Source organism: Propioniciclava sp., from assembly GCF_047602245.1.
Taxonomy (GTDB): Bacteria; Actinomycetota; Actinomycetes; order Propionibacteriales; family Propionibacteriaceae; genus Propioniciclava.
The window spans coordinates 1,980,722-2,003,707 of sequence record NZ_JASGHT010000001.1 but is presented as its reverse complement, the minus strand read 5'-3'; the positions used below and the strand labels follow the sequence as shown (position 1 = coordinate 2,003,707).

Genomic DNA, 22,986 nt, shown 5'->3' with positions numbered 1-22,986 from the left:
CCGAGAAGGGAAAACATCACACTTCCGTGATGTTCGTCACCCGGAGCCGGGCGAGGTCACGAACCGGTAGCCACGTCCGTGCTCGGTGACGATGACGGCCGGCTCGCCTTCACTTTCCAGTTTGGCACGCAACCGGTAGATCGCGGTACGCAGCGCGCCGCGGCCCCGCCAGGCATCGGTGGTCACGCCGATCGCCTCCAGCAGCAGATCGGTGCCGACCGTGCTGCCGGGACGCTCGGTGAGCAGCCACAGCAGCCGGAACTCACCCGGGGTGAGATGCAGTTCGCGGACGCCGCGGCGCGCGTCGGCGCGGGCGGCGTCCAGCACCAGGTCCCCCACCGTGCGCCGGGTGGTGACCAGCGGCTGGGCGGGCGCGTCCTGGGCGCGGCGCAGGATGGCGGCGACGCGCAGCACCAGTTCGCGCGGGCTGAACGGCTTGGTCAGGTAGTCGTCGGCTCCGGCCTCCAGCCCCGCGACCCGCTCGGAGGTGCGGCTCAGCGCGGTGAGCAGGACGACCGGCACCGCCGAATGGTCGCGGATGCGCCGGCAGAGCTCGATCCCGCTGGTCCCGGGCAGCATCACGTCGAGGACCACCAGCGAGACAGGGTGCTCGGTGAGCAGCCTCCAGGCATGGGCGGCGTCCGGCGCGGTCAGCACCTGGTGGCCGGCCGCCTCCAGCGCCAGCTGGAGGATCTCGACCATGCGCGGCTCGTCGTCGACGACGAGGATCGTCGCGGGCATCACACGCCCACCTCGGCCTCGGTCACACCCTGCGCGGCGTCGGTCTCGCGCGCGGACGCCGCCCGCGGCAGGCTGCACAGGATCGCCGTGCCGTGGTCGACCATCGAGTCGACCAGGCAGCGTCCGCCATGCAGTTCGACGACGCGGCGGGTGATGAGCATCCCCAAACCGTGTCCGGTTTCGCTCTTGCCCGCAAGCCCTCGCCGGAACAGTTCGCGGGTCTGGTCGGGCGTCATCCCGGTTCCGTCGTCGCTGACCACGATGAGGACGCCGTCTTCGGCCGCGCGGACGGTGACCGCGATCCGGGCCTGGGTGCCCGCATGCCGGGCAGCGTTGGTGATCAGATTCGACAGCGCCTTGCGCAGCAGCGCGGCATCGCCGACGATCCGCGGCGAGGCACCCCGCGCCGACAAGGTGATCTGGTTGGGGTAGAGGCGGCGCAGGTCGCGGACGACCCCGTGCGCCAGCCGGTGCACATCCACCTGAGCGCTGCGGAACTGGAACAGTTCGGCGTCGATCCGGGCGTCGACGAGCAGATCGGCGGCGAGTTCGGTCACCTCGTGCGACTTCACGGCGATGGTGTCGATCAGGCCGTCCTGGGCACCGGTGAGCGGGCCGGCGGCGTGGTCCTGCAGCAACTCGACGGCGCCGGCGATCAGGGCCAGCGGTGTGCGCACCTCGTGACTCACGATGGCGACCCGGTCGGCGCGGTCCTGGGCGAGGGTCCGCCAGCGGTCGTTCTCGACCGCCAGCAGGTTCGCACGCCGGCGCTCGCGCCGCCACAGCCACCCCAGCCCACCGGCACAGGCGAGCGCGATGATCGCGACGATCACACCCACCTCGGCCATGGACGAAGGGTAGTCCGGTCCCTGCCCGCGCGGGCAGGGACGAACCGGGTTGGCGGCCGGTGTCCGGACCGATGTTCGCGGACGCCGGCGCGGGCGGGACGAACGGCACGTCCCGCCCGGCGAGGGTCAGCCGCGCGCGGCGGCCGCCTCGATCTGGGCGAACACGGCATTCAACTCACCCTCGCGGCGGTCGGCGGGGGTGAGGCGTCCGTCGGTGACGTCGGCGAAGGTGCTCAGGTTGACCTCGGCGCGCACTCCGGTCATCGAGAAGTTGGCCACGATGGCGCGCCAGTGCTCGATGGCGCGGACGCCGCCCACCACGCCGTAGCCGACGAACCCGACCGGCTTGCCGATCCACTCGCCACCGAGGCTGTCGACGGCGTTCTTGAACGCGCCCGGCACGCTGTGGTTGTACTCGGCGGTGACGAAGACGAAGCCGTCGCAGGCGTCGATCGCGTCGCTCCAGCGCTGCACCCGCTCGTCGTCGTAGGACTTGTTGGCCGCCATCGGGTGGGCGGCACCGGCGTACAGGGGCACGTCGAAGTCCGCCAACTCAATGAGTTCGTAGGACGCCGCGCCGTCCCGCTTGGCCGCCACCTCGGCGATCCACGCGCCGACCTGCGCACCGAGCCGCGACTCGCGGATGGACCCGACGACGATTCCGATCTTCATGCTCTCTCCTGGGATATTGAGTGAAACTTCAACCACCAGAGCAACGCCCCGAGCCGCGCGAGCATTCCCTCCCGGACACGCTCCCCGTAGTGGTCGGCGAGCCTGGCGAACGCGGTGGTGCCGCCGATGCCACCTCAGCACGCGGCAGAGAGGACGCCTCCGCCTGGTGCGCTCCCCCCCAGCCCCCTAGGGTCAGCCCATGAAGGCACCTCTCGATCCGTGCGACCTGGTGATGAAGGGTGGGATCACCAGCGGAATCGTGTACCCGAAGCTCGTCACCACCCTGGCGAAGCGCTACCGCTTCGGATCCATCGGCGGCGCGTCCGCCGGGGCGATCGCCGCCGCGCTCACCGCGGCCGCCGAGCACCAGCGCGGGCGCGCCTTCGCGGGCGAGACTCCACACCGGGACGGGCCGGTCGGCTTCGACCGCCTCGAAGGGCTGCCCACCGAGCTGGGCGGGGTCTTGCAGGGCCTGTTCGTGGCGCGCACCGACCTCACCGAACACCTCGGCGCGCTGATGGACGTCGTCGACCTCCCCACCTGGCCGGCCAAGCTCCGCGCGGTGGTGGGACGGGTGGCGCGCGCCGTACCGGGGCCGTTCTGGCTCGGCGTACTGGGCAGCCTCGCCCTCGGCACCCTCGCGGGGATCGCACTCGCGACGACCGGAGCGAACGCATGGCTCGCCGGGATCGTCGGGCTGGCGCTGGCCGGGCTGGCAGCGGTCATCGGGCTGGCGCTGGCCGTGGTGACGTTCGTGCGCGTGGGCATCGAACGCATGGACGACAACGGCTTCGGCCTCGTCCGCGGCCTGTCCAACCCCGGCGAAACGCCAGGAAGCGCCCTCACCGAATGGCTCGCCGACACACTGGATTCGGTCGCCGACCTGCCCGCCGGCGAGGTGCTCACCTATGGGCACCTGTGGGGCGCCGAGGCGTCCGCCGTCTGGGAACGGCTAGGCCTGGAAACCCTCGCGGCCGTGATCGACCCGGCAAAGCTGGACGAGTTCGCACCCGACGTGGACCTGCAGATGATGACGACCTGCGTCTCACTGCGGCGTCCGTACACCTTCCCGCTGCGCACGCGGATCTTCCACTGGTGCCCGGACTGCTGGGCCGACTACTATCCGCCGCGCGTACTCACCCACCTGCGCGAGCACTCGGCTCCGGCCGAGGCGCAGTACAAGCACGTGAACGACGAGCAGGTGCTGATCCCGGCCATCTGCCCGGCGCACCCGCGGACGGAGTTGCGCTCGCTGCCGTCGGCACCGAGCATGCCCCTGATCGTGGGCGTCCGGATTTCGCTGTCCTTCCCCGGCCTGATCAGCGCCGTACCGATGGCGATCATCGACCACTGGCGTGCGCAGCCGCACTGGGCTTATGCGCAGGTGTGGTTCTCCGACGGCGGCCTGACCAGCAACTTCCCGCTGGAGTTCTTCGACAGCCCGATGCCGCGGCACCCGACCTTCGGGATCACGCTGGAGGAACGGCACCCCGACTTCCCCGACCAGGGCGCCTACCGCCCCGCGGACAACCACAGCGGCATCCTCGGTCGCGTCCGCACCGTCGACGGCACCGTGTCCTTCCTCACCTCGCTGGTCGGGGTGCTCACCGACTGGCGGGACGCCCTCACCATTCCCGCAGCCGGCAACCGCGACCGCGTGGTCGAGTTGCGCCTGCCCACCCACGCCGGCGGTCTGCACCTGGCGATGCCCGCCGACGTCATCGAGGAGGTCGCCGAACTCGGCGCGGAGGGCGCGGAACAACTGGCGCAGTTCGACTGGGACAACCATCGCTGGATCCGCTATCGCACGGCGACGACGGGGCTGGGCGATCTGATGCACGGCATGCGGCGTGCGGCCGGTCAGTACGTCGATCTGGTGAACAGCGCGGAACCGCCGAGCTATCCGGTCGGGCGTCCCGCCGACGACCGCGCCGCCAGCAAGGCACTCCTCGATGCGGCCAACACGCTCGCCGATCTGGGCAACCCGGCCCACACCGGCAGCGTGCCGAGCCCGCGCCGCCAGTTCACGGCCACGCCGAAGGCCTGAGTCAGGACAGGACGGGCAACTGCCACGGGTAGGTGAACGAGGTGCCGCGCGCGGTCTTCACCGCGCCGACGATGCCGAGCACGATCGAACCCAGCGCGCCGATGATGATCATCGGGATGCCGATGATGGCGAGGATCACGGTGAAGCTCAGGATCCACCCGATCACGCTCACCAACCACATCGTCAGGACGAAGTTGAAGGCGCCCGCGGACGCGCGGCGAACGAACGCCGACTTGTCTTTGTACATCAGCCACACCAGCAGCGGGCCGACGACGCTGAGCCAACCAGCCGACACGACCGAGGCGATCGGCGCGGCGAGGTGCGCGAGGATCGCCCACGTCCGCTCATCGGCACTCACCGGAGCCTGGTAGCCGCCGTAGCTCTGGACGCCGTAGGGGTTGCTCGCGTACGGATTGGCACCGTAGGGCGAGGTTCCAGCAGCGGAGTACGGATCCTGCGGAGGCGTCGACGCGTAGGGGCCGTAGGGAGCGGACGGCTGCCCGGCGTTCGGGAACGGCGGCGGGGCGTCCATCGGGTTGGCCCAGGTCTGACCGCTCGGGTGTTCGGGGCTATCGGAGTGGCGGGGCTGTTCGGTCATACCGCCATTGTGGCCCTGCACCGGCCGTCTCTGAAGGGCAGCCGGGGACGCCCCAGGGGCCATGGGGGGAAAACCCGTCCCGTGCGAGCACCGCACGGGACGGGTCCGGATCAGCGTCCGTTGAGGTAGTTCTGCAGGGCGCGCGTGGTCTGCGAGCCCCACTTGCCGTCGACCTTGGTGCCGACGAGCCGCTGCACGGCGCGGGTGGTCTCGGCGTTGCGGACGCCCGTCACCCGGACGCCGACCTTCGCCTGGAGCGCGCGGGTCGTCTTCGGACCCCAGACGCCGTCGGGCGTGCTGCCCACCCAGCGCTGCATCGCGGCGACGGTCGCCTTGTCGAGCCTGCCGGTGACGGAGAGCGAGCCGCTCGGCCGCTCGGCCGACCGGCTCGGGGTGCCACTCGAGCTGGAGCCGCCGGACGGCTGCGCATTGCGGTCGGCGCCGCCGTTGGCGCGGGTCAGGCCGGCCTTGCGGGAGCACACCGGCCACGCACCCGGCCCCTGCCCCTGCAGCGTGCGGCGTGCGATCGCGATCTGCTGGGCCTTGGTGGCCTTGTGGGCGTGCGAGGCGTACTGGGTGCCGCCGTAGGCCCGCCAGGTGGACGCCGAGAACTGCAGTCCGCCGTAGTAGCCGTTGCCGGTGTTGATCGACCAGTTGCCACCGGATTCGCACTTGGCGACGCGGTCCCACACCGCGACGTCCCACGCCTGCGCCTGAGGGGCGGCGACGACGCCTGCGAGCGCGATAGCGCCGGCGAGCGTGGTGGTGGCCAGCGTCCGGGCAACGATGCGGGGAGCGGTCATGAGCAGTCCTCCTAGACTCAAGGTTTCCGGCATCCTAAGCCAATCCTGAGAAATTCACCAGTCTTCCTTCGCAAGCTCTCAGATTCACCGGCACCGCGGCGCGCCGTCCGCTCTGCGAAGATGGGGGCGCTGAAAGGAGTGGCCGATGACGCCAACCCGCACCATCGCGGTTTTTCACCCCACGTCGTACCGGGAGTCCCGTCTCATCGGCGAGCGCTTCCGCGACGGGTCGGTGGTGATCCTCGACCTCACCCGGCTGCCCGAGGACGACCGTCACCGGCTGGTCGATTTCGTCGCCGGCCTCGTCTTCGGCGTCCAAGGCAATATCGACAAGGTCACCGCCTACGTCCTGGTGCTGGCGCCGCCCGGAGTGGTCGCCATCGACGACCAGGAGCACCTGACCGGGTCGTTCTACAACCAGAGCTGACATGTGAGACGGTTTGGGCTGATATCTGAAACGCCCCCCGCGCACTGGTCACAGCGACAACAATAAAGGGCATGGATACCGCATCCTCTGCCATCAATCTCCGCCTCAACCTCATCGGTCAGCCCATGGTCGATGCGGATGACTTCGCCAACGACACGGCGGTGGCGCCTCTGCTGGCCCGCCAGCGCGAGATGTCGCGACGCCTGTCCGACCGGCTGTGCCCGACGGATCAGCGCATCCAGAACTTCCTCGACGACTACCTGGCCGGCACCTCGACCAGCCCGCAGCTGCCGCGCCAGACCCTCGTGCTCGACCAGCCCGGGCTGGCGCGCGCCCTCTCCCTGCCGCTGGACGCCGACGAGTTCTCCTCGCACCTGCTGTCCAGCTACCGGTTGGTGAACGGCGTCCTGCACAACCCGGCCAACGACCGTCGGACGACCGCGGGCGTCTTCCACATCGCCAAGGGGGGCCTGCCGATCCCCGACGACAAGATCGCGGTCAACCGTGACGTCGCCTCGCGCATCTTCGCTGCCGCCTTCAATCCGCCGCGCGAGGCGCTGCGCCTGCCGTGGTCCTCGACCGCCAACAACCCGGCCGAGTGTTTCGTGTCGCTGCTGCTGCGCCCGGCCGTGGTGCCGGCAGTGGCCGGCGTCACCCCGGCCCGCAGCCTCGAGGTGCGCTTCATCGTGCCCGGCGGCATGGTGGCCAACCTCGACTTCGTCGAGTCCATCTTCGGCAACGGCGGCGACCCCTACCTGCCCGAGCACGATGCGTCCCTCGACCCCGAGCATTGGACCGGCCACACCGGCCTGGTCGTCCTCGCCCCGCACCTGACGGCGCTCACCAAGAAGGAACTGGGCATGCCGCACGTCTCGCAGGCGAGCGAGCGCGAGAAGCGCGACGGCCAGTGCTGGACGACCGAGGACGAGCGCTACAACGGCGGGCAGGCCTTCAAGCTGTGCATCCGCGACGCGCGCGGCGTGATCGCCACCGTCATCGCCGACAACTACTTCGGCTACTGCAAGAAAGAGGTCAAGACCCAGATCTCCTACTCGGCCAACCTGGTCGGCAACGCCGAAGAGGAGCACGCCGGCGGCGCCGTCGTGTTCCCGGCCTACAACCTGGGCGTCGACTGGACCGACGACCGCACCCCGGCGTCCTATACGGTCGCCCAGGTGCTGGAACGCGACCCCGGAGCGTGGGCCAAGCACCCCGAAGGCCACGCCGACCATGCGACCTGGCCACACCTCACCCTGGTGCCGGCCGGCGCGACGTTCTCGATGTCCACCCAGACCATCACCTGGGACAACGACGAGGGCGCCGGCACCATCTCGCTGCAGGTGCCGCATACCTATCTGCTGCCGAACGGCTACCGCGTGCACGCCAAGCACCGCGAGACCGACAAGAAGTACTGGCACCTGGTCGGCACCGTTCCCGAGCCGACGCACTGCCACAAGCCCGCCACCGTCTCCGGCGGCGGCAAGTCCGAGATCTCGAAGTCGCTGCTGGACGCCTTCATGTTCGGCACCAGCTTCGTGTCCGGCTTCGAAGCCGACATGAAGCGCGTTCAGGAACTGATCGACACCGACTACTCGTCCCGGTTCGCCGACCCCGAGCTGAACGGCACCGACCATCGCGGCCTGCTCTCGCAGGAACGTTCGCTCGGGTCGGTGATCAAGCTGATGACGCGCTCGGACGACTACCACGAGGAGTACAACGAGTTCGTGCGGGCGATCCCCGATCACGTCAAGGAACTGCTGTTCACCGTCAAGCGCTACTACCGGCCCGAGTGGGGCAATGACTGGCGCTCGCACTTCAGCGTGAACACGTTGAACGGCCGCGAGGGCAACGCCCTGCGCCGTGACGGCCGCGAGATCATCGTGAACTACCTGCGGGTGGGCTTCGAGGCGGACGGCAGCTGGCGGCTGTTCTCGCTGCGTCCCGATTTCTCCGCGGCGGTCAAGGTGCAGTCCGAGGACGACATCACCGCGTCCACGGTGGTGCCCGGATCGGCGCTGCCGGCCCACGGCAGCGAACTGTCCCGCAAGATCGTGGTCAACTGCGAGCAGCGGCTGTTCCAGCGTCCCGATGACGCGATCCACCGCGGCTACGACAAGCAGACCGAGATCGACATGGCGCGTCCCGATACGTTCATCTCGAACTTCGAGCCGCTCACCCGCACCGACGCGCGGGAGATGATCGAACAGGTGCAGGAGTTCTCCAAGTTCACCGATCCGATGGCGAGCCTGGTGCGCACGGCCGCGGCGAGGGCCGACGGCGAGAGCCCCGCCTACTTCGCGGCGTCTTCGGAACCCCGCCTGGTCAACGGCAAGCGCAGCAAGAACCCGCGCTACCTGCAGGTGCGCCCCGATCTGGCCAACCCGGAGGCTACCGCGTCCGCCGATGTGGCGATGCACCTGTTCCGCCGGGTGCCGTTGTCGCAGCCGTGCCCCGCGCCGGTCGACATCGTGGCAGCCGGACGCCGCAACAACGCCGCCGAGCCGGGGGTGCCCCCGCTGTGCACCTACAACCCGCTGCACTACATGGAACTGCCCGAGCTGTTCATGGAGTTCATCAGCTCGATGACGGGCAAGTCGCCCTCGACCACGGGCGCGGGCTCCGAGGGTGCGATGACCAAGGCGCCGTTCAACGCGCTGCCGGCGATCTACGACCTGAACGCGGCGCTGCTGTCGTTCGTGCTCACCGGCTACGACGGCTGGCTGTCCTCGGCCGGCACCATCGGCCCGAACGTGCGCATCGACCACGACTTCTCGCTGCTGGTGCCCGAGCTGTTCAGCCGGATGAAGCTGCAGGAGCGTTCGGCGTCCGCGCTGATCGCCGAGGGGTACCTGGAGAAGCTGGAGGACTTCGAGCACGACGGCAAGCCGGTGCTCGCCAGCCGGCTCGGCTACCGGATGAACGAGGCCTTCGCCACGCACTTCTTCGGCCGGATCTTCCTGCATCCCGAGGTCGTGTTCACCCCCGAGATGCTGGCGCCGGAGACCCAGAGCATGGACACCTTCGCCGAGTCGATGGCCACCATCGTCGCCACGCACCAGCGCGTCGCGCAGGCGTACTTCGACGACGGCACCATCGCGGCGGCCGTCCCGCCGCTGCACGGGCTGCTGGAGATCATGGCGCGCGGCCGCACCGCCGAGGGGCTCACCCTCGACGATCCGGCGTTCCGCGAGCAGTTCACCCTGGCATCGGTGCTGGCCAGCGACTGGTACGCCGAGCGCCTGGACGCCAAGCAGCAGGAGGATCTGCAGCACGCCCAGCGGGCGGTCGCCGCGCTGACGAAGTTCCTGGAGCGTCCGCGCAATGCCGACGCGGCCGCGCGCCTCGGCATCGAGGACCGGCTCGCCGCCGCCGAGGCCGAGGTCGTGAAGGTCTCCTCGCCTGCGTACCGCGCGTCTTTGGTGGGCACCATCGGACGCCAGCCCTTGCGCTGAGTCAGGGTGTGACACACGACGGGTCCGGGGTCGTCACCGCAACCCCGGACCCGTCGCACTCGCTGGTGGGCGGCATGCCGGTACGCCGCCAGGGCTGTTTGCTAAGTTGAGCGCGCCTCTTATCGCGCCCAGGGAGAACACCATGGCTTGTGGACCTCGCCGGCTGGCCACGTTCGGCCTCATCGCAGCCCTCGCCCTCACCGGCTGCACACCCGGCACTCCCACACCGAGCCCGACCTCCGCCGGCCTCGTCACACCGTCGGGGGCAACCCAGGACGCCGCGACCCGCCTGGTGCGTGAAGGCGCTCCCGCCCTGCCCCAGGTGATCGCCACCGCCACCTTCGCCACCGACCACGACTACGCCGGGTGCGAACTGGCCTTCTTCTCGGTCACCGCCACCGACGCCTCGACCGTGGTGACCTGGGGTCCTCGCTGCGGAGACCGTGAGCCCGCCACGATCTTCACCCGCGAATCCCCCCGGCAGGAACCACCGGCGCTCCGCGTCGGGGACGACACCTACAAGGTGACCCAATTCCAAGACATCACCTATTCGGTCGCCGCGACCCTGCGCCAAAACCTGTCCCCCTGGGGTGGGTTCCAGCCGGAGGCGCGCCCCTCCTCGGCCCTGTACGCACCGCTACCAGCGGGCACCACCAGCGTCGAGATCACCAGCCCCGCCTTCACCGCCCCGGTCACCGTTCCGGTCACCCGGCCGGACGCCCACGCCGGCGGCAGCACCGCCATCCCCATCCTCGCCCGGGCCACCCTCCAAGGCAGATCGACTGGCCACGGCGACACCCCGATACTCGCCTCCGTGCACGGAATCCGGCGGGTCCCCGGGGCCACCGCCGTCTACTACTCCCTCACCACCCCCGATGGCGGTGACCAGCGCGCGCTCGGCACGCTGGGCTTCTACGGGAACAACACCACCTACTCGCCCAACTGGATGGCGCTGGGCTTCATGGAGAACTTCGCGAACGCGTCCGCCGCCTTCGACCACGACCGCGACCTCGCTCTCGGCCAGCTGGGCCGCAACGGCAGCGGGGACTATGGCGTCCTCGCCTCCGGGTACAAGGCGGAATGGCCCTTGCGGGACGCCACGCAGCCGCTGGTTCTCGTCGCGTACCTTCCCGAACTCCCGGCGTCCACCCACAGCATCGACCTCCTCCTCGGCGGACGCCTCATCCTGCAAGACCTCCCGGTCAGCGACGGCGCCATGACACCGGTCAGCAGCGACCAGTTCCCCGTCCTCGGCACCGGATGGCCCACCATCCCCGAAGACATGCTCACCTCGCTGCCCGCCGAGGAATCGACCAACGTCACCTCACCGCTCACCGACATCGTCACCGACGGCAAGATCACCCATGCCGGCCAGACCCTGGAACTCAACACCGAGGTCCTTTTCGACTACAACGAGGCCACCCTCACCCCGGCCGCCAACGGCGTCATCAACCAGGCCGCCACCGACATCACCGCTGCCGGAAGCGCCGGTGAGATCACCATCACCGGTCACACTGATGACACCGGCACCGACTCCTATAACCTCGACCTGTCCGAACGCCGCGCCCGCGCCGTCGCCGACGCACTGCGCCCGCACCTGCCCGCCGCCATCACCATGACCGTCGACGGCAAGGGCGAAGCCGAACCCATCTACGACAACGGCACCGACACCGGCAAAGCGGCCAACCGCCGCGTGACCATCACCCTGCCCGGGTGACCACAGCACCCACTCAGAAAGGCGCTCGACCGCGCCAACGGCGCGGAAAAGAAAGGTGGCGTCCTCCAGTCGGAGGGCGCCACCTTTCGCTCTGTCTCCCGAATCGGGAGGCGGATGATCAGTCGAGCAGATCGGCGTACAGGACGCTGGACAGGTAGCGCTCGCCGAAGCTGGGGATGATCACGACGATCGTCTTGCCGGCGTTCTCCTCGCGCGCGGCCAACTCACCGGCGGCGGCCAGGGCCGCGCCCGAGCTGATGCCGACCAGCAGGCCCTCCTCGCGGGCCGCACGGCGCGCCCACTCCACCGCCGTGTCGGAGCTCTGCGGCAGCACCTCGTCGATCACCGAGCGGTCCAGGATCTCGGGGATGAAGTTGGCGCCGATGCCCTGGATCTTGTGCGGCCCGGGCTTGCCACCCGACAGCAGCGGCGACTCGGTCGGCTCGACCGCGACGATCGTCACCTCGGGCTTGCGCTCCTTGAGCACCTGGCCGATGCCGGTGATGGTGCCACCGGTGCCTACGCCGGCCACCACGACGTCGACCTCGCCGTCGGTGTCGGCCCAGATCTCCTCGGCGGTCGTCTTGCGGTGGATGTCGGGGTTCGCCGGGTTGGCGAACTGGCGGGCCAGCACCGCGCCCGGAATGGACGCCGCCAGCTCCTCAGCCTTGGTGACCGCGCCGCGCATGCCCTCGGCGCCGGGGGTGAGGACGAGCTCGGCGCCGTAGGCGCGCAGCAGGGCGCGGCGCTCCTTCGACATGGTCTCGGGCATCGCCAGGATCACCCGGTAGCCGCGGGCAGCACCCACGAACGCCAGCGCGATGCCGGTGTTGCCCGAGGTGCCCTCGACGATGGTACCGCCCGGCTTCAGTTCACCGGAGGCTTCGGCGGCGTCCACGATGGCGACGCCGATGCGGTCCTTCACCGAGTTGGCGGGGTTGTAGAACTCCAGCTTGGCCAGCACGGTGGCCTTCGAATCGCCGTAGAGGCGGTTGATGCGCACCAGCGGCGTCCGGCCGATCAGGGCCGAGGCATCGGCGAAGTAAGCGGTCATGGGTGTTCTCCTTTTTGGGTTTGTCAGCAGCGTAGGCAGTGGCTCCAAGGCCGCCACGGGGTACGAAAAGGACGCCGCCTGCGCGAGATCGTGCGGCGGACGTATTCCTGCGGTGAGGGCGAGAGGTGTCAGGCCTGACAACAACAACACGGACAGGCAGCGGCACACTCAACGCACGCGTGGCGTGCGGTGTGGAGCTGGCGGGCGTCCGCGGTTGTGATCATGAGGGAAGAAATCCTTGCCTGGTGGAGGCATTGCCTCGGTTTCTGCCTGGCAACCTAGTGCACGTCCGCATGTTTGCCCAACTTTCCCAGTCGGCGGACGGCAGTAGGCTGGGCGCGGACACCCCCGGGAGCGAGGAGACACGATGGTGCAGCGACGGCGCATCGCGGCCACAGCGATGGCGACGACGGCACTGCTGGCCCTGGCGGCCTGCTCGACCGAGACCGTCCGCACCGGCGAGCGTCCACACGCGCCCACGGCGTCCGCCCCGGCCCGGACGCCGCAGGCCGACCCGGCGCCGATCCGGCTGACGGACCTGCCGGGCTACACGAAACCGCGCACCACCGCCGCCGGAGTCTTCGAGCGCAACCTGACCGAGGCCGAGGGCGCCTTCTCCTGGTCGGTGGTGGACGCCGACGGCAAGCCGGTCGGCTACAAGCCCGGGCCGACGGTCAGCTTCGGCGACCCCGAGACCTACCCGCAGATCCCGGGCGTGCTGACCTTCCGCGGCAACAATCAACGCACCGGCGGCACCTGGGGTACCGCACAGGTGACCGAGAAGAAGCTGTCGGTCGAATGGACCAAGAAGATCGGCGAGATCCGCGGCGAGGGCTCCTATTGGCCCGGTGCCGGCTGGACCGGCCAGCCGCTGCTGGTGCAGTGGCCGCGCGCCACCAAGATCGCGATGGGCCTGGCCGAGGAATTCATCAACGACGACGCCTTCGTCGAGGTGATCTACCCGGTCTTCGAGGGCAAGATCTACCGGCTCGACCTGGCCACCGGGCGTCCGACCCGCGACCCGATCGAGGTGGGCTGGGGCTTCAAGGGCACCGCGTCGGTCGACCCGCGCGGCTACCCGCTGCTGTACGCCGGCCAGGGGCTGAACGACACCAACGGCACCATCGGGCCGTGGCGCTACCGGGTGTTCGACCTGATCCAAAACAAGGAGGTCTGGCACATCTCGGGCCTGGACGCCGCCGCGCCGCGCCACGACTGGGGCGCGTTCGACTCCTCGGCGCTGGTCGATGCGAGCACCGACACGCTGATCCAGCCCGCCGAGAACGGGCTGATCTACAAGGTGAAGCTCAACTCGAAATATGACGCGGCAGCCAAGACCGTGTCGGTCGACCCGCAGGTCACCCGACTGCGCTACACCGCGCCGGGGAACGAGAAGTACGGCATCGAGAACTCGGCGGCCGCCTACCGCAACCTGATGTTCGCCGCCGACAACGACGGCAAGCTGTTCGCCTGGGATGCCACCTCGCTGGAGATGGTCTGGATGCGCGACACCGGCGACGACGTGGACGCCTCCGTGGTGGTCGACGAGACCGACGACGGCGTGTTCCTCTACACCGGCAACGAGGTCGACAACCGCGGCTCTTCAGGTGGTGAACGGATCACCAACATCCGCAAGATCGACGCCCTCACCGGCAAGCAGGTGTGGCAGTACGACATCCCCTCCTACTTCGCCAACGGCGTGAACGGCGGCGTGCTGGCCACCCCGGCACTGGGCCGCGGCCCGGTCTCGGATCTGGTGATCTTCAACGTGTCGCGCACGACGGCACCCCGCGAGGGCGATCTGGTCGCGCTCGACAAGGCCACCGGATCGGTGGTGTGGCGCCGGCACCTGTCGAACTACTCGTGGAGTTCGCCGACGCTGATCACCGGCAGCGACGGGGCCGTGTACGGCGTGCTCGCCGACTCCGAAGGCATCATGCACCTGTTCGATCCCGCGACGGGCGAGGACATCTCCACCGTCAGTCTGGGCAAGAACGTGGAAGCCACCCCGGCGGTGTTCGGCGACATGCTCGTGGTGGCGTCCTACGACCGCAACATCTACGGGATCCGGATCAAGTAGCAGATCAGGAGCGCCAGGTGCGCCACAGACGGGCATATTCGCCGTCGGCGTCCATCAGTTCGTGGTGGCTGCCCAGCTCGGCGACATGGCCGTCGATGACGACCGCGATCCGGTCGGCGTCGTGGGCGGTGTGCAGCCGGTGCGCGATGGCGACCACTGTGCGCCCTTCAAGCAGGGTCGCGATGGAGCCCTCCAGGTGCCGCGCGGTGCCGGGATCGATCAGGGAGGTCGCCTCGTCCAGCACCAGCGTGTGCGGATCGGCCAGCACCAGCCGGGCCAGCGCGACCTGCTGCGCCTGCGCGGGCGTGAGCTCGACGCGGCCATGGCCCAGCACGGTGTCGAGCCCGGCCGGCAGCCGCTGCGCCCAGTCGGCGTCCACCGCGGCCAGCGCCTGCAGCACCTCCTGATCGGACGCCGCCCCGTCGCGGGCGAGCACGATGTTGTCGCGCAGCGTGCCGACGAAGACGTGATGCTCCTGGGTGACCAGGGCCACCTCAGTGCGCAGCACGGGCAGGGGCAGATCCATCACGTCGACGCCGCCGACCTCGACCCGGCCGGTGCGCGGCCGGTTGATGCCCGCGGCGAGGCGTCCCAGGGTCGACTTGCCCGACCCGGACGGCCCGACGATCGCGAGGCGTTCGCCGGGCCGCAGGTCGAGATCGATGCCGTGCAGCACGTCGTGGCCCTCGCGGTAGGCGAAGCGCAGGTCGCGGCCGACCAGGTGCGGGCCCTGCGGCAGGTCCGCCTGCGGCGTCCGGTCATCAGGAACCTCGGCGATGCCGAGCAGGCGTGTGGTGGCGGCGAGGCCGATCTGTAGGCGGTCCAGCACCTGGATCAGCTGGTCGAGCGGACCCACCAATTGCTGGCAGTAGAGCGCGGCGGTGGTCACCTGGCCGACCGTGACCAGGCCGGCATCGAACCCCCAGGTGCCCAGCAGCACCACCAGCACCAGCGGCAGCTGGAAGGCGAAGTCGAGCCAGATGAACAGCAGGTTCCGCAGGCTCATCGTGTACCGCTCGGCCTGGGCCGACTCGGCGATGTCGTCGTCGAGCCGGGCCTGGCGCTTCTCGCCGAGGCCGAGCGCCTCGATCGTGCGCGCCCCCTCCACCGATTCGGTGATGGTCGCGTTGATCTGGCTGTAGGTGGCCGACTCGGTGATGTAGCCCGGCATCGAGCGGCGCAGGTAGCGGCGCACCACCACGAACAGGATCCCGAACGAGATCAGCAGCGGCAGCGCGAGCAGCACCGAGTTGAGCAGCAGCGCCACCACGGTGAGCACCACCATCGACGCCGACGTGATCAGGTGCGGCAGTCCCCAGCGCACGGCGGCGCTCATCTTGGAGACATCCGAGGTGATCCGGGTGATCAGGTCGCCGCTGCTGGCCGCCTCGACCCGGCCCAGCGGCAGCCGCAACACGGTGCGGACGATCGACTCCCGGGCCGCGGCGAGCAGGTCGTAGCCGAGCGCGGCCGAGGACCGCTTGGCGATGAAGGTCGCGATCGCCTGGCCGACGACGACCGCGGCCACCGCCAGCAGGATCGCATCCATCCGTGCCGTATCCGAGGTCCCGGACGCCGCGGCGTCCACCACGGTGCCCACCAGACGGGGCACGACGAGCGCCCCGATGGCCGCAACGGCGTTGAACACGAGCATCACGATCGCCGCGGCCTTGCGCGTGGACAGCAACTCACGCAGGAAGGCGAGCGCGCTACGCGCCCCCGAGACAGGGAGTCCCCGCGCGGGATTGCGCGAGTCGGCATACACCGACGTCGCCCGCTCGGCCCGCACCTGATGGCGGCGCTTCCACGCAGCCAGGCGCTGCCGTGGGGGCAGGCTGGTGTCGACGGCGAGTTCCGGCGACACGCGTGCGGGGGCGGGCGCGTCCCGCCAGGTCTCGGCCGACCGGGCACGCAGGTCGGTGCTCAGCGTCATTCGGACTCCTCCATGCCACGGGCCACCACGGCCCGGTAGTCGGCCCGCGCGAGCAGATCGGCGTGACGCCCGCGCGCCACCTCGATCCCGTCGGCGAGCAGCGCGACGGCGTCCGCGTGGGCGAGCATCAACGGGGAGGCGGTCGTCACCACGGTGGTGCGGCCACGGCGATGCTCCGGGAGGCGCTCGGCGATCCGGGCCTCGGTGTGCGCATCGACCGCCGAGGTCGGCTCGACGAGCAGCAGCACCTCGGGATCGAGCACCAGCGCGCGGGCCAGCACCAGCCGCTGCCGCTGCCCGCCGGACAGGCCACGGCCCTTCTCGTCGACCCGGCCCTGCCAGCCACCCGGCAGGGCGTCGAAGACGTCCTCGGCGCAGGCGGTGACCAGGGCGTCCTCGGCCTGCTGGCGAGTGTGGGAGCCCCAAGGATCGAGCGCCTCCTGCAGGGTTCCCGACAACAGCAGCGATCCGGAATCGGAGACGACGACCCTGCTCCGGTAGCAGGCCAGGTCGACGTCGGCCAGATCGACGCCGTCGGCGGTGACGCCCCAGCGTTCGTTGGCGCGCGCGGCCTCCGCCTCGGCGAGGGCCGCGCGGGCGGCGAGCTTCTCACGGCGGGCGCGGCGCAGCGCCCGGCCCTTCAGTTGTTCGTCGTCGTTGTCGTGGTGCACGCGGGCGGGCAGGTAGCGGCCGAGCCGGTCGATGAGCGCGGCGGAGGCGTCCGGATCGGTGGAGACGATCGCCAGGTACTGCCCCGGTTCGACGACCACGCCGGAAGCGGCGTCCACCAACCGCGGGGCCGGCGCCACCGGCGCGCCGCCCTGCGGCCAGGGCGGCTGCTGCGCGAGCAAGGAGGTGGTCTTCTCGGCCGACACCAGCGCGGTCACCCAGCGCGCTGCCAGGTCGTAGAAGGTCTGCAACGGCCACAGCATGTAGAGCGCGTAGCCGACGAACGAGATCAGCTGGCCGAGAGTGAGCCGCCCGGCGACGAGCTCGTGGGTGCCGAGCCACACCAGCAGCACCAGCAGCCCACCGGACAACAGCACCGAGAACGCCTCCACCGCACCCTGCCAGGTGCCGACGGTGACGCCCAGGCGACGGACCTTCTGCGACTGGCGGGCGTAGTTCGCGCCGAAGGTGCGCTCGCCACCGATGCCGCGCAGGATGCGCAGGCCCGCGACGATGTCGGTCGCCTGGCCGGTCAGCTCGGAGTTCTGGGTGCGCTCGGCATGCTGGGCAGCGCTGAGCGGACGCAGGAAAGGCGCCGATACCGCGAGCATCAGCGGCGACACCACCAGCACCACGGTCGCGAGCAGCGGTGACTGAGCGAACATCAGCGCACAGACGATGCCGAACGCGATCAGGGCTCCGGCGGCGCGGGCCACCACCTCGATGGCGGCCCCGAAGATGTCCGAATCCGAGGAGGCGACGCTCAGCACCTCACCGGTCGGTACGCGGCGGCCCAGTACGTGGCCGAGGCGTCCGGTGGTGTGCCCGACCCGCTTCATCGTCTCGTAGATCGCGATCACCCAGGACCGCACCACCAGCGTGTGCTGCCATACACCACCGGCACCGCCCACGATGACCGCGGCGAGCAGCAGCGCAGCCCAGCCGATCGTCGCCCACGGATCGCGCGAGACCAGGCCGGCGTCGATCGCGCGACCGAGAATCCACGGCGAGAACACGCTCGGCAACTGCCAGACCGCGACCAGCACCGACATGAGCGGGACCAGTGCGCCCTGGGTACGCATGAGCCACCCGAGGAACCGTGCCGGTGAGCGCGTCTCGGGTTTCTCGGTCGCCTCGACGGCAGGCGGGAAGTCACGCATAGCCGAGCTACGGTACGCCCGGTTCGGGGTCGGGTCAATGGCGTGGTCGAAATCTATGTCCAGATCGAAGGGGTGGTCCCACGGCTAGGGGAAACGCAGACAGGCCTGAATCTGGACATAGAAATCGACCACGTGGCAGCCGACACCTCGCCGCTCGATAGGGAGGACTTCCTGCGCGCCCCGCGGCCCCGCGAGGGTGGTGACGGTCTTCGGTGGGCGAGGCAGGAGGGGGTTCCTCGGATCGGTACGTGATGCTCCTGCCGGTCTGGGTTGGCGGGTATCCTTGAGTGCATGGTTGACCATGATCTGCTGGAGCAGGTGCTGAGCCTCGACGCTGACGCGCGTCGGGACCTGCGTGACGCGATCGATCAGTCGTTGCCGGTGGAGGTCACAGCAGAGCTTGCCGCGTTGCTCGACGCCCGGATCGCCGAGGCCGACGCCCACCCCGAGGATGCAGCCCCGTGGGAGGCCGTGCGGGATCGGGCGCGCGCGAAGGTCGCCGCCGCGGGAAGAACTGCGTGAGCTTCCGGCTGGTTTTCGTCCGCCGCGCGGACGAGGAGTACGAGCATGCCATTGACTGGTATCTCACCGAGGCACCGCATGAAGTCGAACGCTTCATCTCGACCGTCGAGACCACGGTCGAGGTGATCCGGGAGCGACCTCTGCTGCCGCGAGTCGTGTACCGGGAACTGCGGAACGTGAAGACCCCGGTGTTCCCGTACCACTTGTGGTACCGGGTGTTTGAGGACATCGAACTGGTCGAGATCGTCGCCGTCCTGCACGGGGCGCAGCACTGGTCGCACCTCGAACGACGCTGAACCTCGCATGGTTCAGCTATCCGCAGGTCGCGTCAGGGGTTTCCTCACGTGACACCAGGCCGGCGTCGATCTTCGCGAAACCCCGATGACACTCGGAGTCTCCGTCCTCATGGTGATCGCGGCGTGGCTGAGCGTGACCATCGCCTACGCGGTGCGCTATGCGCGCATCGGGGCGGAGTCGCTCGCCTTTCCCGGCGATCCGCCGGACACCCTCGCCGACTACCTCTGTCTCGCCTTCGCCGCTCAGGCGGCGTTCGGCACCGCCGATGTCGAGGTGCGTACCACCGAGGCCCGGCGTGTGGTCACCGGCCATGTGCTGCTCGCGTTCGCGTTCAACAGCGTCATCCTGGCGACCGTCGTGTCATTGTTGCTCGGGGTCTCCTGACCTCGGCTATTCGGGGTCGCCGGATCTCGAGGGGCCTCCCCGTGACCGCATGTATCTGGCGTCGTTCGCCAAGCCTTCGGCAAGGGCTAGGGCGCCTGCCGGGTACAAAGGGCGATTCGCGCGGTGGAAGGCCTGGTCTTTCACGCTGTCGTACCCGTCAAGCACGAGCACGTGCCCAGCCCGGACCGGCAACCCCACGGCGATGACTCGTATCTGCGGCATGAGCGCGACCCTAGTCGTGGACCGAGGTCGACGAACCCGCCAATGCAACATCCTGGAAAGTAGACGCGCCACGATCATGCATTGATGCCCGGTCAGATTAGGATCACCGGCACCTCGCCCATCGCGGACGCCAGACGGCGGTCTCCGGTGACCAGGGTTCCCGACACGGTTTCGGCGAGCGCCACGTAGTGGGCGTCGTAGGTCGAGTGCCGAAGGCTGAGTCGCCAGATCGAAGGCAACAACGCCAGCCCGCTGACCCACTCGACATCCAGTCGGCGCAGATCGCGCAGCGCCAATCGCGCTTCGGCGTCCGAGATCACGCCGCCACGCACCAGACCACGCAGCGCCGAGGTCACCTCGCTGATCATCAGTTCGGGCGCATAGATCGTCGACGCCTCCGCTAGCGCCCCGGCGACCGCGCGGCCTGCCGCCGTGCCGAGCAGGAACTCAACGCAGGCGGAGGCGTCCAGCACCGCCCTCACGGGCGGGCGTCACGTTCAGCGCGAATCAACTCCGCAGCGCCCACGTCCGCCCGCTCGAAGACGGCCCGCGTCTCGATGTCGGCCCACACCACATCGATTCGCGGACGGCGCGCCACGCGAATCAACTCCGTCAGCGCGTACTGCGACAGCGACTGCCCAGCCGCCGCCGCGCGCGCCTTCAGCTCCCGGGAGACATCCTCGGGGACATCCCGAATCTGCAGGGTTCCAGCCATGCACTGATCATGCGCCACATGCATAACACGTGTCAATGCCGAATCGCGTGGCGCTCAGCGGCGGCGTCCGGTGCCGAAGATCGAGCGGGTGATCTCGCGGCTGGCGGTGCGGGCCATCTGGCGCACCATCGGGTTCTCGGTGAGCTGTTCGAAGAAGCTCTTCTCGCGGCGCGCGGACGCCCGGGGGCGTTCCTCGCGTTCGATCCGGCGCTCCTCGCGTTCGAGGCGGGCGCGCTCGGCCTGGAGCGCCTTCTCGGCACGCGCGGCTTCGCGGGCGGCGTCCGCCTCGGCTTTGGCGCGGGCTTGAGCGTCCTTTTCGCGCTGCGCGGCCTCGGCCGCCGCGGCGGCTGCGGCAGCACCGGCTTGTAGACGGGTGTTCAGCACCTCGTAGGCGGATTCGCGGTCGATCGCGGTGCCGTAGCGGGCCTGCATCTGCGAGGACGCCACCCCGCTGGCCATCGCGCCGGCGTCGAGCGGGTCCATGGACGCCTGCGGCGCGCGCATCCGCGTCCACGCCACCGGGGTGGGGGCGCCGCTCGGGTTGAGAACGGTCACGATCGCCTCGCCGATGCCGAGCTGCTGCAGGCGCTCGGCGAGGTCGTAGTCGGTGCGCGGATAGGTGGCGACGGTGGCTCGCAGCGCCTTCGCGTCGTTGGGCGTGTGCGCCCGCAGCTGGTGCTGCACGCGCGAGCCGAGTTGGGCGAGGACGTCCTCGGGCACGTCCTTGGGGGTCTGGGTGACGAAGAACACGCCGACCCCCTTCGACCGGATCAGCCGCACCGTCTGCTCGATCGCATCGGTGAACGCCTTGGACGCCCCGTCGAACAGCAGGTGTGCCTCGTCGAAGAAGAACACCAGCTTGGGCTTGTCGAGGTCGCCGGCCTCGGGGAGGTCGGAGTACAGGTCGGCCAGCAGCCACATCAGGAAGGTGGAGAACAGCGCGGGGCGGTCTTGCAGTTTGGGCAGTTCCAAAAGCGAGATGACGCCACGGCCGTCCGGGGTGACCTTGAGCAGGTCGGCGGTGTCGAACTCGGGCTCGCCGAAGAACGCGTCGCCGCCTTGGGCGGCGAGCGCGGTGATCTGGCGCTGGATGACGCCGACGGTCGCCTTCGACAGCCCGCCGATGTCGGCCAGCTCGGTCTTGCCCTCATCGCTGGTGAGGAACTTCAGCAGCGCGCCCAGGTCCTTCAGGTCGAGCAGCAGCAGGTTGTTCTGGTCGGCGTAATGGAACACCAGGGCCAGCGAACTCTCCTGGGTCGCGTTGAGCCCGAGCACCTTCGACAACAGCAGCGGGCCGAACGAGGTCACCGTGGCACGCAGCGGCACGCCCGTCCCCTCGCCGCCCAGGGCGTAGAACTCGACCGGGCAGGCGGCCGGCGAGTACTGCTGGCCGATCGCGGTGGTGCGGGCCAGCAGCTTCTCACTCGGCGTGCCGGGGATCGCGAGCCCGGACAGGTCGCCCTTGATGTCGGCGGCGAACACCGGGACGCCGGCGTGGGAGATCTGTTCGGCCATCAGCTGCAGGGTCTTGGTCTTACCGGTGCCGGTAGCACCGGCGACCAGGCCGTGCCGGTTCAGCATCGACAGCGCCAGCCGGATGGTGACGTCGGGCACGGGCGCACCGTCGTGCACGAGTGCCCCGAGTTCGATCGCGGGCGTCGAGAAGGTGTAGCCGGTGCGGATGGCGTCGAGGGCATCGCTCATGGTCGGCAGGCTAGCGGACACCGGGGCACCGCCGAAGGCCAGGGGTAGACTGAGGCGGTGATCTTCAAGCGCGTCAGCGAGGACCGGCCCTACCCCGAGCACGGCTATACGCAGCGCCAATGGGCCCAGATCGCGCCGCAACAGGTGATGTTGAACCAGCTCGTCACCACGAAGCGCTGGCTCGACCTGGAGGCGCTGTTGGAGGAGGACTCCACGTTCTACGGCGATCTGTTCGCGCACGTCGTCGCGTGGAACGGCGAGTTGTATCTCGAAGACGGGCTGCACCGGACGCTGCGGGCGGCCCTGCAGCAGCGCCAGTCGGTGCATGCCCGGGTGCTCGAGCTGAAGTAGGCTGGCCCGGCGACCCGCGCTGTAGGGAAGGATCTGATGGACACGAGGCAGACCGTCCGGGCTCTGAAGACGCCCGTGACTCTCATCGCGCTCCTGGCCCTGGTCGTCCTCTCGGCGAACTGGGCCTGGGACGCCGTGCGCGCCCCGATCCCACGCCGTCCCCACCCGCCGTGCGTGGTCAAGGACATCGGCCCGGAGTTGAAACCCGAGAACGTCTACGTGGAGGTCTACAACGGGTCGGAGACCAACGGTCTGGCCAAGCGGTTGGGCCAGCTGTTGTCGGCGGACGGTTTCAAGGTGCTCCGCCGCGTCAACGCCGACCGCAACGACTACCCCGAGTCTTTGGTGGTCGGGAAGTCCGAGGACAGCCCCGAGGTGATCCTGGTGCGCCAGGCCTTCGACAACATCGCGTTCCAGGCGGACGGCCGCACCGATGCGACGGTCGACGTCATCATCGGCGCGAACCAGCCGGTGCCCCTGGAGAACCCGTCGTTCGGCGTTCCGCTCCCGGACGGGAAGGCCTGCGTTCCCGAGATCAACGTCGCGGCGAACGTCGACTGAGACGCGCGGCGTCCGCCGGCGGCAGGAAG

General features: G+C 69.6%; 21 protein-coding genes. 10 read left to right on the top strand and 11 right to left on the bottom strand.

What is annotated here, in order from left to right; genetic code table 11:
- Window positions 1-36: 36 nt before the first annotated feature.
- The 3 genes from QM708_RS09510 to QM708_RS09500 form a co-directional block, all read right to left on the bottom strand.
- Window positions 37-741 (bottom strand): response regulator transcription factor, encoded by a 705-nt coding sequence (locus QM708_RS09510; protein WP_415107336.1) that lies wholly within the window; start codon window positions 739-741, stop codon window positions 37-39.
- Window positions 741-1,589, bottom strand: coding sequence for a sensor histidine kinase (locus QM708_RS09505; protein ID WP_415107333.1), 849 nt, complete (start codon window positions 1,587-1,589; stop codon window positions 741-743). Before QM708_RS09505 ends, QM708_RS09510 begins: the two co-directional genes overlap by 1 nt.
- A gap of 126 nt (window positions 1,590-1,715) precedes the next feature.
- The gene (locus QM708_RS09500; RefSeq protein WP_415107330.1) at window positions 1,716-2,261 is read right to left on the bottom strand and encodes an NADPH-dependent FMN reductase; all 546 of its coding nucleotides are present in this window, start codon (window positions 2,259-2,261) and stop codon (window positions 1,716-1,718) included.
- Between the two features lie 199 nt (window positions 2,262-2,460).
- Between QM708_RS09500 and QM708_RS09495 the strand changes: the two genes are divergently transcribed.
- Complete coding sequence (locus tag QM708_RS09495) at window positions 2,461-4,308, top strand: hypothetical protein (protein WP_415107327.1); 1,848 nt, start codon at window positions 2,461-2,463, stop codon at window positions 4,306-4,308.
- Window position 4,309: 1 nt separating this feature from the next.
- On the opposite strand, the gene QM708_RS09490 is transcribed toward QM708_RS09495, so the two are convergent.
- Window positions 4,310-4,906, bottom strand: coding sequence for a DUF4870 domain-containing protein (locus QM708_RS09490; protein ID WP_415107324.1), 597 nt, complete (start codon window positions 4,904-4,906; stop codon window positions 4,310-4,312).
- Window positions 4,907-5,016: 110 nt separating this feature from the next.
- Window positions 5,017-5,709 carry a transglycosylase family protein gene (locus QM708_RS09485; RefSeq protein ID WP_415107322.1) on the bottom strand — a complete coding sequence of 231 codons (693 nt, stop codon included), beginning with the start codon at window positions 5,707-5,709 and terminating at the stop codon, window positions 5,017-5,019.
- Between the two features lie 145 nt (window positions 5,710-5,854).
- Between QM708_RS09485 and QM708_RS09480 the strand changes: the two genes are divergently transcribed.
- From QM708_RS09480 to QM708_RS09470, 3 genes are all read left to right on the top strand, one after another.
- On the top strand, window positions 5,855-6,136 hold the full coding sequence (locus tag QM708_RS09480) for a cell division protein SepF (protein ID WP_415107319.1): 282 nt from the start codon (window positions 5,855-5,857) through the stop codon (window positions 6,134-6,136).
- 71 nt (window positions 6,137-6,207) lie between these two features.
- Window positions 6,208-9,588 carry a hypothetical protein gene (locus tag QM708_RS09475; RefSeq protein ID WP_415107316.1) on the top strand — a complete coding sequence of 1,127 codons (3,381 nt, stop codon included), beginning with the start codon at window positions 6,208-6,210 and terminating at the stop codon, window positions 9,586-9,588.
- A 142-nt stretch (window positions 9,589-9,730) separates the two neighbouring features.
- Entirely contained in the window at window positions 9,731-11,305 is a 1,575-nt protein-coding gene (locus QM708_RS09470; protein WP_415107313.1) for an OmpA family protein, read from the top strand.
- Window positions 11,306-11,423: 118 nt separating this feature from the next.
- On the opposite strand, the gene cysK is transcribed toward QM708_RS09470, so the two are convergent.
- Window positions 11,424-12,359: a cysteine synthase A gene (gene cysK, locus QM708_RS09465; protein ID WP_415107310.1), complete on the bottom strand. Its 936-nt coding sequence runs from the start codon at window positions 12,357-12,359 to the stop codon at window positions 11,424-11,426.
- A gap of 367 nt (window positions 12,360-12,726) precedes the next feature.
- Between cysK and QM708_RS09460 the strand changes: the two genes are divergently transcribed.
- A complete protein-coding gene (locus tag QM708_RS09460; RefSeq protein WP_415107307.1) occupies window positions 12,727-14,439 on the top strand; it encodes a PQQ-binding-like beta-propeller repeat protein in 1,713 nt (570 codons plus the stop codon).
- A gap of 4 nt (window positions 14,440-14,443) precedes the next feature.
- Here QM708_RS09460 and QM708_RS09455 read toward each other — a convergent pair whose 3' ends face one another.
- A complete protein-coding gene (locus QM708_RS09455; protein ID WP_415107304.1) occupies window positions 14,444-16,372 on the bottom strand; it encodes an ABC transporter ATP-binding protein in 1,929 nt (642 codons plus the stop codon).
- Window positions 16,369-18,201, bottom strand: coding sequence for an ABC transporter transmembrane domain-containing protein (locus QM708_RS09450; protein ID WP_415107302.1), 1,833 nt, complete (start codon window positions 18,199-18,201; stop codon window positions 16,369-16,371). Before QM708_RS09450 ends, QM708_RS09455 begins: the two co-directional genes overlap by 4 nt.
- Window positions 18,202-18,492: 291 nt before the next feature.
- Here QM708_RS09450 and QM708_RS09445 point away from each other — a divergent pair, with 291 nt between their 5' ends.
- The 3 genes from QM708_RS09445 to QM708_RS09435 all read left to right on the top strand — a co-directional run bounded on the left by QM708_RS09445 (window position 18,493) and on the right by QM708_RS09435 (window position 19,404).
- Window positions 18,493-18,723 carry a hypothetical protein gene (locus QM708_RS09445; RefSeq protein ID WP_415107299.1) on the top strand — a complete coding sequence of 77 codons (231 nt, stop codon included), beginning with the start codon at window positions 18,493-18,495 and terminating at the stop codon, window positions 18,721-18,723.
- Window positions 18,720-19,019, top strand: a complete 300-nt coding sequence (locus tag QM708_RS09440) for a type II toxin-antitoxin system RelE/ParE family toxin (protein WP_415107296.1) — start codon at window positions 18,720-18,722, stop codon at window positions 19,017-19,019. The genes QM708_RS09445 and QM708_RS09440 overlap by 4 nt, the downstream gene beginning before the upstream one ends.
- Window positions 19,020-19,104: 85 nt before the next feature.
- Window positions 19,105-19,404 carry a DUF1345 domain-containing protein gene (locus QM708_RS09435; RefSeq protein ID WP_415107293.1) on the top strand — a complete coding sequence of 100 codons (300 nt, stop codon included), beginning with the start codon at window positions 19,105-19,107 and terminating at the stop codon, window positions 19,402-19,404.
- A 314-nt stretch (window positions 19,405-19,718) separates the two neighbouring features.
- Here QM708_RS09435 and QM708_RS09430 read toward each other — a convergent pair whose 3' ends face one another.
- From QM708_RS09430 to QM708_RS09420, 3 genes are read right to left on the bottom strand one after another with little or no spacing between them, the layout of a single operon-like run.
- Entirely contained in the window at window positions 19,719-20,108 is a 390-nt protein-coding gene (locus tag QM708_RS09430) for a type II toxin-antitoxin system VapC family toxin (protein WP_415107290.1), read from the bottom strand.
- On the bottom strand, window positions 20,105-20,341 hold the full coding sequence (locus tag QM708_RS09425; RefSeq protein WP_415107287.1) for a FitA-like ribbon-helix-helix domain-containing protein: 237 nt from the start codon (window positions 20,339-20,341) through the stop codon (window positions 20,105-20,107). Before QM708_RS09425 ends, QM708_RS09430 begins: the two co-directional genes overlap by 4 nt.
- A 54-nt stretch (window positions 20,342-20,395) precedes the next feature.
- Complete coding sequence (locus QM708_RS09420) at window positions 20,396-22,045, bottom strand: helicase HerA-like domain-containing protein (RefSeq protein WP_415107285.1); 1,650 nt, start codon at window positions 22,043-22,045, stop codon at window positions 20,396-20,398.
- Window positions 22,046-22,102: 57 nt separating this feature from the next.
- On the opposite strand from QM708_RS09420, the gene QM708_RS09415 reads away from it, so the two are divergent.
- A complete protein-coding gene (locus tag QM708_RS09415; protein ID WP_415107282.1) occupies window positions 22,103-22,396 on the top strand; it encodes a type II toxin-antitoxin system VapB family antitoxin in 294 nt (97 codons plus the stop codon).
- Window positions 22,397-22,432: 36 nt separating this feature from the next.
- The gene (locus QM708_RS09410) at window positions 22,433-22,957 is read left to right on the top strand and encodes a LytR C-terminal domain-containing protein (protein WP_415107279.1); all 525 of its coding nucleotides are present in this window, start codon (window positions 22,433-22,435) and stop codon (window positions 22,955-22,957) included.
- The last annotated feature ends 29 nt before the right edge of the window (window positions 22,958-22,986 follow it).

Excerpts from the sequence above, each read along its gene's own strand:
- QM708_RS09500 (WP_415107330.1), bottom strand. The coding sequence starts at position 2,261 with ATGAAGATCGGAATCGTCGTCGGGTCCATCCGCGAGTCGCGGCTCGGT.
- QM708_RS09455 (WP_415107304.1), bottom strand. The coding sequence starts at position 16,372 with ATGACGCTGAGCACCGACCTGCGTGCCCGGTCGGCCGAGACCTGGCGG.
- QM708_RS09510 (WP_415107336.1), bottom strand. The coding sequence starts at position 741 with ATGCCCGCGACGATCCTCGTCGTCGACGACGAGCCGCGCATGGTCGAG.
- QM708_RS09480 (WP_415107319.1), top strand. The coding sequence starts at position 5,855 with ATGACGCCAACCCGCACCATCGCGGTTTTTCACCCCACGTCGTACCGG.
- QM708_RS09495 (WP_415107327.1), top strand. The coding sequence starts at position 2,461 with ATGAAGGCACCTCTCGATCCGTGCGACCTGGTGATGAAGGGTGGGATC.
- QM708_RS09435 (WP_415107293.1), top strand. The coding sequence starts at position 19,105 with ATGACACTCGGAGTCTCCGTCCTCATGGTGATCGCGGCGTGGCTGAGC.
- QM708_RS09490 (WP_415107324.1), bottom strand. The coding sequence starts at position 4,906 with ATGACCGAACAGCCCCGCCACTCCGATAGCCCCGAACACCCGAGCGGT.
- QM708_RS09410 (WP_415107279.1), top strand. The coding sequence starts at position 22,433 with ATGGACACGAGGCAGACCGTCCGGGCTCTGAAGACGCCCGTGACTCTC.
- cysK (WP_415107310.1), bottom strand. The coding sequence starts at position 12,359 with ATGACCGCTTACTTCGCCGATGCCTCGGCCCTGATCGGCCGGACGCCG.
- QM708_RS09475 (WP_415107316.1), top strand. The coding sequence starts at position 6,208 with ATGGATACCGCATCCTCTGCCATCAATCTCCGCCTCAACCTCATCGGT.
- QM708_RS09470 (WP_415107313.1), top strand. The coding sequence starts at position 9,731 with ATGGCTTGTGGACCTCGCCGGCTGGCCACGTTCGGCCTCATCGCAGCC.
- QM708_RS09460 (WP_415107307.1), top strand. The coding sequence starts at position 12,727 with ATGGTGCAGCGACGGCGCATCGCGGCCACAGCGATGGCGACGACGGCA.
- QM708_RS09450 (WP_415107302.1), bottom strand. The coding sequence starts at position 18,201 with ATGCGTGACTTCCCGCCTGCCGTCGAGGCGACCGAGAAACCCGAGACG.
- QM708_RS09485 (WP_415107322.1), bottom strand. The coding sequence starts at position 5,709 with ATGACCGCTCCCCGCATCGTTGCCCGGACGCTGGCCACCACCACGCTC.
- QM708_RS09420 (WP_415107285.1), bottom strand. The coding sequence starts at position 22,045 with ATGAGCGATGCCCTCGACGCCATCCGCACCGGCTACACCTTCTCGACG.
- QM708_RS09505 (WP_415107333.1), bottom strand. The coding sequence starts at position 1,589 with ATGGCCGAGGTGGGTGTGATCGTCGCGATCATCGCGCTCGCCTGTGCC.
- QM708_RS09445 (WP_415107299.1), top strand. The coding sequence starts at position 18,493 with ATGGTTGACCATGATCTGCTGGAGCAGGTGCTGAGCCTCGACGCTGAC.
- QM708_RS09425 (WP_415107287.1), bottom strand. The coding sequence starts at position 20,341 with ATGGCTGGAACCCTGCAGATTCGGGATGTCCCCGAGGATGTCTCCCGG.